At 40.8% G+C, this 12,865-nt stretch carries 13 protein-coding genes and 1 riboswitch; of the genes, 12 read left to right on the top strand and 1 reads right to left on the bottom strand.

All coding sequences use genetic code 11. The features are described from left to right. Positions 1-83 precede the first annotated feature (83 nt). From MHB69_RS18575 to MHB69_RS18565, 3 genes are all read left to right on the top strand, one after another. Entirely contained in the window at positions 84-2,465 is a 2,382-nt protein-coding gene (locus MHB69_RS18575) for an immune inhibitor A domain-containing protein (protein ID WP_342495840.1), read from the top strand. A gap of 206 nt (positions 2,466-2,671) precedes the next feature. Then, on the top strand, positions 2,672-2,926 hold the full coding sequence (locus tag MHB69_RS18570) for an ORF6C domain-containing protein (RefSeq protein ID WP_012011773.1): 255 nt from the start codon (positions 2,672-2,674) through the stop codon (positions 2,924-2,926). A 5-nt stretch (positions 2,927-2,931) separates the two neighbouring features. Continuing rightward, positions 2,932-3,303, top strand: coding sequence for a DUF1304 domain-containing protein (locus MHB69_RS18565; RefSeq protein ID WP_034281380.1), 372 nt, complete (start codon positions 2,932-2,934; stop codon positions 3,301-3,303). A 34-nt stretch (positions 3,304-3,337) separates the two neighbouring features. Here MHB69_RS18565 and MHB69_RS18560 read toward each other — a convergent pair whose 3' ends face one another. Beyond that, positions 3,338-3,502 (bottom strand): hypothetical protein, encoded by a 165-nt coding sequence (locus MHB69_RS18560; RefSeq protein ID WP_003214630.1) that lies wholly within the window; start codon positions 3,500-3,502, stop codon positions 3,338-3,340. A gap of 255 nt (positions 3,503-3,757) precedes the next feature. Here MHB69_RS18560 and MHB69_RS18555 point away from each other — a divergent pair, with 255 nt between their 5' ends. The 9 genes from MHB69_RS18555 to MHB69_RS18515 all read left to right on the top strand — a co-directional run bounded on the left by MHB69_RS18555 (position 3,758) and on the right by MHB69_RS18515 (position 12,554). Then, complete coding sequence (locus MHB69_RS18555) at positions 3,758-4,414, top strand: type 1 glutamine amidotransferase domain-containing protein (protein ID WP_034281379.1); 657 nt, start codon at positions 3,758-3,760, stop codon at positions 4,412-4,414. A 141-nt stretch (positions 4,415-4,555) separates the two neighbouring features. Further along, the gene (locus MHB69_RS18550; protein ID WP_065214972.1) at positions 4,556-5,683 is read left to right on the top strand and encodes a hypothetical protein; all 1,128 of its coding nucleotides are present in this window, start codon (positions 4,556-4,558) and stop codon (positions 5,681-5,683) included. Positions 5,684-5,739: 56 nt separating this feature from the next. After that, positions 5,740-5,843, top strand: a riboswitch (TPP riboswitch). 87 nt (positions 5,844-5,930) lie between these two features. After that, a complete protein-coding gene (gene tenA / locus MHB69_RS18545; protein WP_025093767.1) occupies positions 5,931-6,617 on the top strand; it encodes a thiaminase II in 687 nt (228 codons plus the stop codon). Further along, positions 6,614-7,213, top strand: a complete 600-nt coding sequence (locus MHB69_RS18540; protein WP_061110279.1) for an ECF transporter S component — start codon at positions 6,614-6,616, stop codon at positions 7,211-7,213. The genes tenA and MHB69_RS18540 overlap by 4 nt, the downstream gene beginning before the upstream one ends. After that, on the top strand, positions 7,188-8,786 hold the full coding sequence (locus MHB69_RS18535) for an energy-coupling factor transporter ATPase (protein WP_342495839.1): 1,599 nt from the start codon (positions 7,188-7,190) through the stop codon (positions 8,784-8,786). Before MHB69_RS18540 ends, MHB69_RS18535 begins: the two co-directional genes overlap by 26 nt. Continuing rightward, positions 8,776-9,510 (top strand): energy-coupling factor transporter transmembrane component T, encoded by a 735-nt coding sequence (locus MHB69_RS18530; protein WP_342495838.1) that lies wholly within the window; start codon positions 8,776-8,778, stop codon positions 9,508-9,510. Before MHB69_RS18535 ends, MHB69_RS18530 begins: the two co-directional genes overlap by 11 nt. Positions 9,511-9,660: 150 nt before the next feature. Further along, positions 9,661-10,500: a methyl-accepting chemotaxis protein gene (locus MHB69_RS18525; RefSeq protein ID WP_041108429.1), complete on the top strand. Its 840-nt coding sequence runs from the start codon at positions 9,661-9,663 to the stop codon at positions 10,498-10,500. A gap of 169 nt (positions 10,501-10,669) precedes the next feature. Then, positions 10,670-11,485: a YwqG family protein gene (locus MHB69_RS18520; RefSeq protein WP_075621455.1), complete on the top strand. Its 816-nt coding sequence runs from the start codon at positions 10,670-10,672 to the stop codon at positions 11,483-11,485. 235 nt (positions 11,486-11,720) lie between these two features. Then, positions 11,721-12,554, top strand: a complete 834-nt coding sequence (locus tag MHB69_RS18515; RefSeq protein ID WP_034281373.1) for a PRD domain-containing protein — start codon at positions 11,721-11,723, stop codon at positions 12,552-12,554. The last annotated feature ends 311 nt before the right edge of the window (positions 12,555-12,865 follow it).

Genomic DNA, 12,865 nt, shown 5'->3' with positions numbered 1-12,865 from the left:
AAAATAAAATGTTTTTCGACTTAACTATATTGGAATATGCTAGAATTAGATATTATTTATTACCAAAATAGGGAGGAACCAATATGAAAAAAGGGAAATGGACGAAAATTGCACTAACCGCTGTCCTAAGTTTAGGCACATTGACAGCTTTCAGCACCCCTCTATCTGCCCACACCACAGAAAAATCAACATCCTCAGATGGCGGTCATTATTCAGGTATTCCATTTGACTCAAGTGTCGTGAATGAAGACCGTCTTATCAAAGCCTTGAAAAAACAAGGAAAGATCAAAAAGAATGCCAATGAGGCAGAAACCCAAAAAGCATTAAAGAACTATCTAAAGAAAAAAGAAGAATCGGCAATGAAACAAAGTGCCAGCACCTTAACAGAAGAGCCTGAATTCCTGAAAGAATACAAACAAGAGGTACATAACAAACTTGCCAAAAAGAAAAAATTAAAGAAGCATAAAGGAAAAGAAGGCAATGAAGTAAAACCGGTCAAAAAGGAAAAGTATAAAGGTGACGTCCGCAATGATAAAGTATTGGTTTTATTAGTAGATTTTAAAGATTATAAGCATAATAGTATCAAAAAAGAAGAGACTGATATGTACTATGACAAGTACGATCAACAGCACTATCAAGATATGCTTTTCGGAAAAAATGGCTACATCGGTCCAGATGGGAAACGGAAAGTATCCATGAAGCAATATTATGAAAAGCAGTCTGGCGGCAGTTACACAGTTAGTGGAACAGTTGCAGGATGGTATACAGCGAAGCATGAAGCAGCTTATTACGGCGGGAACGTACCTGACGATTCAGGCAGTGACGGCAGGCCGCGCGAATTGGTGAAAGAAGCACTCGAAGCTGCAGCAAAAGATCCGAATATTGATCTCAGCGAGTATGATCAATGGGATCGCTATGATATTGATGGCGACGGGGTTTATAACGAGCCAGACGGCATCATTGACCATCTGATGGTCGTTCACGCCGGCGTAGGTGAAGAAGCAGGCGGCGGTCAACTTGGCGCTGATGCGATTTGGTCACACCGCTGGTCACTTGGTGATGTATTTGAAATTCCGGATACTGAATCTGAAGTTGGTCAAGGCGGGAAATTAGGCGCGTTGGATTACACCATCGAGCCTGAAGATGGCGCAGCAGGTGTGTTCACACATGAATTCGGACATGATCTTGGTCTTCCTGACGAGTACGATACACAGTACACAGGCAGAGGAGAGCCCGTTTCTTACTGGTCGATCATGTCAAGCGGAAGCTGGGCAGGTAAAGTTCCTGGTACGGAACCAACAGGCTTTAGCCCATATGCGAAAGAAATGCTTCAAAATCTGCATGGGGGCAACTGGCTTTCTGGACAAACCATCGATGGTAAAACATTAAAGAAAAGCAAAACAGTATTAATTGATGAAGCAGCAACAAAAGGAACGAACCATGATGCCGTTCGAGTCGATTTACCAGATAAAGAGATTGTCGTCACGACACCTGCTCAAGGGAAATATTCGTACTTCAGCGGAACGGGTGACAATTTGAATGCAACCATGACGACAACAGGTATTGATTTGTCAAAAGGAAGCAAAGCAGAGCTGACATTTAAAGCATGGTACGATATTGAAGAAGATTATGATTATGCGTATGTCGAAGTGCGTGAAACAGGGACTGATCAATGGAAGACCATCGCGGGTAACATCACGAATGATCGAAATGAAGCAGGTGCAAACGAAGGCAATGGCATCGACGGAAAATCAGACGGCTGGGTAGATGCAGCCTTTGACCTGTCTGCTTATGCAGGGAAGAAAATCGACCTGCAATTCCGTTACACAACTGATGCAGGCTATTCACTTCCAGGCTTATTCGTAGATGACCTGAACATCACGGCAGATGGAGCGAAAGTATGGTCAGATGATGCCGAGGGCACGTCTACTTTTACCTTTAATGGATTCTCAAAATCTAATGGAAAACAATATGCAGCACAATACTATTTACTAGAGTGGCGCTCTTATGCTGATGTCGATAAAGGCTTAAAGCATATTAAACGCGGGGCAAGTCTGATGAGCTACAATAACGGGTTGGTCGTTTGGTATGTCGATCAATCATACAGTGATAACTGGGTAGGAAAACATCCGGGGAACGGCTTCCTTGGCGTAGTAGATGCAGATCAGCAAGTATTAAAATGGAGTGACGGTTCCATTGCCGCCACAGGGTTCCAAGTACATGATGCAGCATTCTCTTTGAATCCAAGTACGAAGCTGAATATAGATTATACAGCAACAACGGGCTTAACTTTGCAAGATCGCTACATTCGACCGGCTCGTACATTTAGTGATAAAAAGAACTATGTGAATCCAAACAACCCAGATGCAGGACGCGATGTACCGACATATGGGTTATCCTTTAAAGTCGTTGGACAAAGTAAGGATCGTTCTGTTGGAAAGGTATTAATTTCGAAAAGTAACTAAATAGAAAGCCGGATTCTACCATTGAATCCGGCTTTTTGATATGTGAGAAAAGGATTGTGAGGGCACGATTGTTTTTTAAATCGAATGTCTGTTCTTTTTTATTTTGATATCCGAATGAAACCATTATATAATAGACACTGGAAGGTTTTTCTTTCAACCAAGATTCTTTTTAGCTGTTAAAACAAAGGAAAGGATGAGCGTTACCAATGAGTTGTGTCACTGCCAAGCAATTAAAGGTGATTCGAGGGACGATGCAGACTTTTTGCAGCCATTTGGAGTATGATGGCCACGGTAAGCTTCATATCAATACCATCATGGCTTTTATTAAAAAGGAATTCGGCGTGAGAAAAATGAAAGACATTCCACAAAGTCGCTTTACAGAAGCACTAGAATTAATACAAGACTTTGATTTATACACGGACAAAATAGAGATTCGTGACCGTCTATCAGAAAGGAATTAACTAAATTGAATATTTTAGCAATGATTTTAGTAGGAATTGTCGCATTAGAACACATTGTCATCATGTTATTAGAAATGTTTTTTATGGAATCAAAGATGGCGAAGCGGTCTTTTAAGCTGCCAGAACACTTGCAAAAAGATCCAAATGTCAAAGTAATGTTTGCCAATCAGGGGCTTTATAACGGGTTTTTAGCTGCAGGACTCATTTGGGGGCTCATTCTTGGATCGAATACCGTTGGATATATGATTCAGCTGTTTTTCATTCTTTGTGTGATCATCGCAGCAGTATTTGGCGGTGTAACATCCAATAAATCAATTATCATCAAACAAGGAGTACCAGCACTGCTTGCACTCATTGCACTGATGCTGGCGATCTAATCTTAAATAAAGCCGCCCCTGGTGAGGGCGGCTTTTATCTTTTTCGAAGACCCATTAAACGAATAATGGATGTCAGACAAAGGGCAACGGCAACGGCCAAAATGATTTTTCCGTACATGACCCCCGTTAGGTTCATCAAAAAGACGGCCAATATAATACAGAGCGTGATGATGATCATCACAATCGAATAGGTTTTCATCTCTTTTCCACTCCTTTAAAAATCCCCTCATGTGACGAGAGATCTGTCAATCTTTCCTCATATTATATCACTCAATGACAATTTTACATGAAATTCCCTACCAATAGAATGTGACATATTGATTAGATTTCGAGTCATACCATATTTTTTAGAAAATCGGGTATAACATAATGAGCTGGCCTAAAGTCATATTGCTTGATATTTAATTGTGCAAAATATAAAATAACCACAGGATAAATCGAAAGGATGATCAAGATGAGTAAGAAAGTGTTATTAGTATCGACAAGCAGCCCAGAAATGAATGGACATCCAACAGGCTTATGGCTAGAAGAGTTGGCAGAGCCATTTCATATTTTTAAAGAAAATGAACTAGAAGTACAAATTGTCTCTATTCAAGGTGGCACTGTACCAATTGACAAAAATTCAATTCCTGAAGGTGTCCCAGCGCAATATCAAGATGTATATGAATTACTTCAAGACACAAAGGCGCTTACAGATGTGAATCCCGCTGATTATGACGGAATTTTCTTTGCTGGAGGGCACGGTCCTATGATCGACTTTGCGTCTAATCAACTGGTAGCGGATGCGATCTTAGCAGTTTCAGATAAAAATGGTGCGATCGGAGCCGTTTGTCATGGTGTTTCAGCATTCGTTGATGTGAAGGATGAAAATGGCAAATCATTTATCGAAGGCAAAAAAATCACAGGCTTTACAAACGAAGAAGAGGAAGCCGTGCAGCTGACATCAAAGGTTCCATTTTTATTGGAAACAAAACTTCGTGAGCAGGGGGCAGCGTTTGAAAAAGGAGACGCCTTTGCGCCATTTGCTGTCGTTGACGGACAAATCATCACTGGACAAAACCCGGGATCAAGTGCAGAAACAGCACGCTTGTTTGTCAAAACTATTGCATAAAACGATCAAAAACCAGTCGTGACTCATGCGGCTGGTTTTTTTGTTATAAAAATGTCCCAAAAAAGACCAAAACAATAATTAGAATAATGGTAAAATAATCACAGGGTAAAAAACCCAAATGAGGAAAAAGGGGATGTTCCTGTGAGAGCATTTTATGTCAAAATCACCGCAGCTTTACTATCTGTTTTACTCGTCGCAACAGGTTTGTTGTCACCAGCATTAAAAGCAGAAGAAGCACCGAAATCAGAAGGGAAAATATCACCACTGACGGAAAAAGCGATTCAGCAAGTGCAAGAATCGTTTGAAAAGCAGGATGAAGGAACCGCTATTCAACAGAAGCAAGTGAAAAAATCATTTAAAGTGAATAAGAAGAAAGGAATCAGTATCAAACGAAAAGCTGCTAAAGAAGGCAAAATGCGCACGTCTGCCGTTCGCTCCATTGATGGACTAGCTATTAATCAATCGGCTGTCTTAACAGAGGACGACCCAGTTGATTTATGGTTTTTAAGCACATCTTCACCTCAGGCACTCATCAGCCGGATTACCTCTTCAAACCCTGATTATTTTGTTCAATTATTTGTTGTTGATTATGAAACAGGACAAGCCTACCCGACAGATTTGATTCAACCGGCAGGCAGCCTGCTTGGATTGACCAACTTACCAGCAGGTGATTATGCATTCGGTATTACAAGCGGCGGAGAATTTGGAGATTCCTACACGATACAAGTAAATGCAAAAAACCCGCCCAATTTCACGGGGGCTGTATCTCTTTCGTCCACCTTGCAATATTTTGTAGCTGAGTATGCAAACGGTGATGTATTTGCAAATGGTACAAAAGTATACAATAAGCAAACAAAGACAGCAAATTATGAATGGGAGCGTGTTTTTTATTTCTCTTATGATGGAAAATACGAACAAAGAACTCATTCAATCTCAAGTGTGAAAGTAAAAAACATTTCGGCTCCTGTGTCATACTCAGCTCCTTATGCGAGCTCCTCAGAAGCCATCCTCGTTTACTTAGATGTTGAGACATTGTTTATGTACCATCAATCATCATATGCAAGCGGGCAATATTACCATGATACCTTTGTTGATACACTCGGGAAGACAACACCAAGACGCTTAGATATTGATGATATGACAAATTACGGTGATCATATTTTAGCTGTAGATTTAAAAACAGGAAAGCCGATTGATTTCTTCAGTGTGCTGAATTTCTACTATGCTGCAGGGATCGAGAAGCTGCCAACAATCAGAACGTTGAATTAATAAAGGCGGTTGACATCAAATCGCCACATGTGTAGAGTAAAGATAATTAAATGACAAAAGTCCACTAGGGGAGTCATGTATGACTGAGACAAGAGAAAATCTTGGACCCTTTGAACCTGATCTAGTTCGTACTAGCGGAGGGAAGTGGAGCTGGACCTTGTCTTATTCATGATTGAATTGATAAGAAGGCCGCTCCATTTGGGGTGGCTTTTTCATTTATTCAACTGAAGAAGAGGAGGCTTTTTTTATGACATTTTCTACGCAATTAAGGAAAGAAGCAGAACCGTTATTTGAAGCCATTTATCAGCATCCGTTCGTCAGAGGCCTGGCAGCAGGAAAGCTGGAAAAGGAACAAATCATTCATTACGTCAAACAAGATGCAGAATACTTACAAGCATTCATTAAAATTTATGCAGCAGCGCTCAGCAGATGTACAGACAGAGAGGATATTGCGTTTTTTCATCAGCAGATTGCGTTTGTACTAGATAGTGAGACGCACCCTCATCAAAACCTTTGCCGAGTGGCAGGAGTAGCATATGATGAGCTCCAAGGTGCTTCTTTGGCTCCGAGTGCTCATCACTATATTCATCACATGCTGCAAGTTGCGCAAGAAGGCACGCTTGGTGAAATCATCGCTGTCCTGCTTCCATGTCCTTGGACATATTGGGAAATAGGGAAACGAATGCTTACAGATGTGCAGCCGGACCCGTCACATCCGTTTTATGAGTGGATCACGTTTTATGGAGGATTAACCGATTCTGTTACAGGTGAGCTTTGCAAGCGGCTCGATCAGTTGGCGGAAGCAGCAAGTGAGAAGGAAAAGGAAAAAATGAAACAGCATTTTATCTTAAGCTGCCAGCTCGAGTACAAGTTTTGGGAAATGGCCTTCACTGTTGAAGAGTGGCCAGTTCAACTGGAGGTGCATTCATCATGACATGGAAGATGAAAGAAGTCGTTCTTGCGGTGATTTTATCCGTTGCATGCGGTGTGATCTATTTAGGATGGTCCACGCTATACTTACCGATTACAGCACTTGTTGGCCCAGCAGGAGGCAACATCATGTTTGGAATATGGGTCATTGCCAGTCCAATCGTTGCATATATCATTCAAAAGCCGGGAGCTGCTCTGATTGCGGAAACAGCCGCCGCTGCTGTGGAATTATTGACAGGAAGCCACTTTGGACTTTCAGCTCTGCTGATTGGTGTATGCCAAGGGCTTGGGGCAGAAATCGCCTTTGCTCTTTTTGGTTATAAACGGTATCGCATGTGGACACTGATGCTCTCTGGTGCCTTTGCCGCTATCGGAGCGATGTCTTACAGTCTCGTGGCAAATGGCTTTGGATATTACACGCCTCAAGTTTTACTTATGACGCTTGTGACTCAAATCATTAGTGGAATGATACTTGGCGGCTGCCTTGCGAAAGTGGTGGTGGACGCACTATCCAAAACAGGTGTACTGAATCAATATGCCATCATGAAAGAAAAACGAAACAAAGGTGAACAGCATGAATTCATTTCTCGCGTGCAATGAACTCTCTGTCCGTTTTTATGAACAGCCTAAGCCCGTTTTGCATCAAATCTCCCTTACGATTCAAAAAGGGGAAAAGGTGCTTATTTTAGGACCGAGCGGAAGCGGGAAATCTACGCTCATTTCGGTTCTGGCTGGAATCATTCCAGAGCATGTGGAAGCAGACATGCAGGGCGAAGTGGTGTTACAAAGACATACAGGCGTCATGTTTCAAGATCCAGACTCTCAGTTTTGTATGCACCGCGTCAATGAAGAAATTGCCTTTAGCTTAGAGAACCGTTCCGTCCCTCGTGAGGAGATGGATGACATCATTCAGCAGCTCATGCAAAAAGTCCAACTGGATGTCGATCCGCATACAGAGATTCACACTTTATCTGGCGGCATGAAGCAGCGATTGGCACTTGCTTGTCTACTCGCATTACAGCCGAATGTTCTATTCTTTGATGAACCGACCGCACAGCTTGACCCGGCAGGTAGAATGGACATATTTCAACTGCTGCAGCAGCTTGCAGCCGATCAGCATCAGACCATGATTTTTGTAGAGCATGTGCTTGATGGTGTCATCGAATGGATGGACCGGGTGATTTTATTAGATGATCAAGGCAGCATTTTAGCAGATGGAGCTCCAAATGATGTGCTCGCGGCATATGAGGAAGAAATGAAAGAGGCAGGAATTTGGCGGCCCAAATTATTTCCCGAGAAATGGTCCACGATCATTCAAGATCCATTTCATCCACTGGGTCAAACCTTTATGCAAACCTTTAAAGCACGAAAAGAGCAGCGTGAAAAAGTGCCATCAATCGAACGAAAGACAATGATTCGTACAGAAAATCTTCAATTAAGCTACGGGAAAAAAAGGATTATGAGTGATCTCCAGCTTGATATCAAATCAGGAGATTGGGTGGCGATCATTGGGGAAAATGGAAGTGGAAAAAGCACACTTCTCAAACATTTGGTTCGTTTAGAGCCAACGAAAAAAGGCCACATTTTCTTAAAAGATACACTCCTAAAAAAGTGGTCAGACCGAGAACTATATGAAAAAGCAGGCTTTGTGTTTCAAAATCCGGAGCTTCAATTCATACAAGACACAGTATTCGATGAAATTGCCTTTGGCGGCAGACAGCGAAACTGGCCAGAATCAGTCGTCCAAGAAAAAACGGTTCAGCTGCTGGAAGAGTTCGGTTTAGAGAAGCATGCAAAAGCACATCCCTTCACCTTAAGTTTAGGGCAAAAAAGAAGATTGAGTGTTGCCACGATGCTCCTCTTTGATCAAGATGTATTGCTGTTAGATGAACCGACTTTCGGGCAGGATGAAAAAACGGCGAAGGAATTAATGAGGCGTTTAAAAGAGCGTCAGCGCCAAGGCACTACCATTGTGATGGTCACACATGATATGGAGCTTGTCGATGAGTGTGCCGATCAAGTGCTTCTGTTTCATCAAGGGAAGCATGTGTATGATGGCACTCCTTATGATTTATTTTCAAATCAGGAACTTGTTGATACTTATCGGCTAAGAGCTCCTTTGCATTATCGCTATGTGGCAGAAAGAAAGGACGTGCTGACGATTGCAAAGTAATCATTCCTTTCTTTCTACTGTGAATCCAGTCATGAAATTACTCGCTCATCTGCTTGCGATGTGCTGTCTTATGGCGATTTCTGACCCTAAAACAACCTTTATCATTTGGCTGTTTGCTCTTGGCATTGGAGTTGTTTTAGGTGGATGGAATATGAAGTATATCGTTACAAGGCTTGTCCCTTATCTGCTCTTTTTTATTCTCGTGTTCTGGATGATGGCGGCCTTCGGCAAGGGAGATCATACCGTTTGGAAGTGGGCGTGGTTTCATATCACAGAGGAGAGTTTAAGAAATGGGCTCACCATCGCTTTTAGAATGCTTGGATTTGTGACATTTGGTCTCCTTTTTACGTCCACAACAGATTTGACGGCATTTATGATGAGTCTGATTCACCAATGCCGAATGTCCCCAAAATGGGCGTATGGCATGCTTGCCGGCTTCCGGTTTATTCCGTTATTTCAAAGTGAATTAAAACAAATGAAAGCTGCACATAAAATCAGAGGCTACAAGCAAAAAAACAGCTGGAAAGCCTTTATGCGTTATGCATTGCCCCTTTTTACACAAGGTGTACGAAAATCAGAGCGCTTAGCGATTGCGATGGAAGCCAGGGGCTTCACAGGGACGAAAGAGCGAACGTATTATCAAAACATCAGCACCTCATGGATTGACTATATGTATCTTTTTCTCATCGGTGTCAGTGTCTTCATGTGCATTTACTTTGTTTAAAAAACACCCACATTCTCTTGATAGAATGTGGGCTTTTTATATGTCTTAGGTCATTTGATTGATATTAGTGCACATTACAGGCTGTAATAGATCATATAACGAACCGATAAAGAAGGTGTACTGAGAAATAGAGAGGATGAACGTAAGCGAATGTCACAGAGAATTGATAACATAATAGACGCTTTACCAATCATTGGACTTGCTATGAGAGAGCAGCTAACCTTTTCTGTTTTAGGGAAAGAGAAGGTTCTTTATTATCAGCAGCATGGGAATATTGATTTAGGATTTAAAGCTGGTGATACAGTAGATGCTGGATTCCAAAACTTTGCGATGCTGAAAAATGGGAGAGAACCATCGTTTATTCAAATTCCAAAAGAAGTATACGGGATTCCAATGGATATCGTAGCCGTTCCAATTACTGATGAATCAGGTCAAGTGGTTGCTGCCTTCTGTGTGGCCTATGACCAAACGAATCAACAACGATTAGATCACATCATGACGGAGAGCAACGAAGCTTCCGAAAAACTAGTCGCAATGGTACAGCAGGTTGCCGCACATTCAGAGGAACTACAAGCGACAAGTGAACAAATTCTACAAAATACGAAAACCACTGTCGAAAATTCCTCTAAAATCAATCAAGTGTCCAATCTCATCAAAGGTATCTCTGATCAAACGAACTTACTTGGACTCAACGCATCAATAGAAGCTGCAAGAGTAGGGGAAGCAGGAGCAGGTTTTGGAGTGGTCGCAACAGAAGTGAGAAAGCTGTCAACTCATGCGAAACAAGCGACGACTGATATTGAAACAGCCCTAAAAGATGTGCAGGGATCGATCAAAGGAATGGAAGAAGAAATTGCGCAAATTGTCGCTTCCTCTGAGCATCAGGCAGAGCTAGTAGGCACTTTTACGAAAATTATTGAAGGTCTTCACGAAACAAACGAAACGATGAAAGCATTAGCAAACGACTTAGTAAACTATCAAGTGAAATAAAAGAACGACAAAACCTCCAGCTGAATCGGAGGTTTTTTTATCATTTCAAGGTGAGAAACTTGTTAGGATTATGACCGTTTTATCGCTGACAGGCAGGGTACACTTCTGTATGATAGAAAAAGAGAGACAAGTTTTGGCATTAGACCTATTCATAAGGAGGAAGATCATCGTGACACAATCAGCGAAGCTGCAGGAAATACTTGCACCCTACCGTCCGTTGTTAGATGAAACGGAAAAACCAATGATTCAATTACAGATGAAACAAGGAAAAACAGGACCATACGACAGCAAAATAGCTGGTGATCCTTATTTTCCAAAAAACGACGAATATCCAGTTGACGGCGAAGGACATCCTATGAAACTTTTGGCACAAATTAATTTCGGCCAGCTGCCCAAGCTGAAGGATTATCCAGAAACAGGACTTTTGCAAGTTTTTATTTCTGTGCATGATGATCTTTATGGGATGAATATTGACCATAAAACAGAGCAAAAAGATTTTCGCATCAAATTTATTGAGGAACCTTTCTTGGCAGAAGAAGAGTTAATGACTGATTTTTCTTTTGTGAAAATTCCAGATGATTTTTATTTTCCTGTGACGAAGGAAGGTGCGATTACAGGTGAATTATCAAGCGAAACGATCAGTGTAGGAGATTTCCGCTTTGAAAAAGTCACAGGAAAGAACAGCTGGGACCTATTCGAAGATGCAGATGGTGTTAATGGCGATGAAGCAGATGCCCTGCTGGATGAGTTTTATGAAACAGCGAGTGGCTTTGGTCACAAATTGGGCGGGTATCCAGGGTTTACACAAGAAGACCCGCGTACCTATGTAGATCAAGAACATACCGTTCTGTTATTACAAATTGACTCAGATGATGAAGTAGATCTGATGTGGGGAGATTGCGGTATTGCCAACTTTTTTATCAAACCAGAAGACCTTAAACGAAAAAATTTCGAGAATGTCGTCTATAATTGGGACTGCTCTTGATTTTGTAAAATACACACTTTAAACACTCTTTTTAGAGTGTTTTTGTGTATTTTTTTAGACTTTTTTGCCCCTATTTCGTCATTTTTGAGAGGTAATATGTCATTCTTTCTAGTTGACCGTATCAAAAAAAAATGTAAAATCATCTTAAAGTCCTCTTTTTTGAAAATAATAATAACATGACATATGAATCAACGATAAAATGCTCGAAAAAGCGGAATGTACTGGGGGGTATCAATTGATCATTTCTAAAGTAATCAATAATAATGTTGTCAGTGCATATGATGACGAGCAGCATGAGCTGGTCATTATGGGCAGAGGGATCGCGTTTCAAAAGAAAAGTGGAGACCCGATTGACGAAGAACGAATCGAAAAAGTATTTTCTATTCAAAATAAAGATATATCAGAAAAATTCAAAACCCTGCTTTATGATATTCCAATCGAGTATATGCAAGTGTGTGAGGCGATTATTGAGCATGCGAGAACAACCCTTAACAAAAATTTAAATGACAGCATCTATGTGACGCTGACGGATCATATCACCTTTGCCATTGAACGTCATCAAAAAGGAATGGACATCAAAAATGCCTTGCTCTGGGAAATCAAACGGCTGTATAAAGATGAGTTCAGATGCGGTTTAGAAGCTATTCGGATCATTGAGGACAAGCTGAGCATCCATCTTCCTGAGGATGAAGCCGGCTTTATTGCCATGCATATTGTCAATGCAGAGCTCAATGAAGAAATGCCAAACGTTATTCAAATCACCAAACTCATTCAAGACATTTTAAACATCGTTAAGTATCACTTTCAAATTGATTTGGACGAGGAATCATTAAATTATTTCCGTTTTGTTACGCATTTGAAGTTTTTTGGTCAGCGTCTGTTTAACGAAACACAGATGGAAAATCAAAACGAGTTTCTGTATGAAGTGGTAAAAGAGAAAAACACCGCAGCTTTTCAGTGCGCAGAAAAAATTAACGATTATGTTCAAAAAGAATACAACCGAAGTCTCATAGAAGATGAAATGCTATATTTAACTTTGCATATAGACAGAGTAATAAAAAGAAAATAAATTCAAAAAAGAAAGCGTTGACATCACAAAATTAACATGATAATTTATAACTATAAACTAAATAACCACAATCTTTTAGGATTGTTACTGATCAAGCAGGCAAAACCTAAATCATTGTCCCTATCTATGATAAGGCGTGATTTAGGTTTTTTTATATCTAAAGACTTATAAAAATTAAATAACGATCAATCGCTATGAAGGATTGTTACTGGTTAAGCAGGCAAAACCTAAATATCGATTAATGTCTGAATCGCTATTTCTCGGACATTAATGGATGTTTAGGTTTTTTCTATATCAAGATGAAATCAACG

Origin of the sequence: Bacillus sp. FSL K6-0994 (assembly GCF_038630815.1) — a bacterium.
GTDB classification, from domain to species: domain Bacteria; phylum Bacillota; class Bacilli; order Bacillales; family Bacillaceae; genus Bacillus; species Bacillus safensis.
This window is presented reverse-complemented; position numbering and strand designations above follow the sequence as displayed.

Bases quoted from the DNA above. Each gene is read 5' to 3' on its own strand.
- tenA (WP_025093767.1), top strand. From the start codon at position 5,931: ATGACATTTTCTACGCAATTAAGGAAAGAAGCAGAACCGTTATTTGAA.
- MHB69_RS18540 (WP_061110279.1), top strand. From the start codon at position 6,614: ATGACATGGAAGATGAAAGAAGTCGTTCTTGCGGTGATTTTATCCGTT.
- MHB69_RS18555 (WP_034281379.1), top strand. From the start codon at position 3,758: ATGAGTAAGAAAGTGTTATTAGTATCGACAAGCAGCCCAGAAATGAAT.
- MHB69_RS18570 (WP_012011773.1), top strand. From the start codon at position 2,672: ATGAGTTGTGTCACTGCCAAGCAATTAAAGGTGATTCGAGGGACGATG.
- MHB69_RS18575 (WP_342495840.1), top strand. From the start codon at position 84: ATGAAAAAAGGGAAATGGACGAAAATTGCACTAACCGCTGTCCTAAGT.
- MHB69_RS18535 (WP_342495839.1), top strand. From the start codon at position 7,188: ATGAATTCATTTCTCGCGTGCAATGAACTCTCTGTCCGTTTTTATGAA.
- MHB69_RS18525 (WP_041108429.1), top strand. From the start codon at position 9,661: ATGTCACAGAGAATTGATAACATAATAGACGCTTTACCAATCATTGGA.
- MHB69_RS18560 (WP_003214630.1), bottom strand. From the start codon at position 3,502: ATGAAAACCTATTCGATTGTGATGATCATCATCACGCTCTGTATTATA.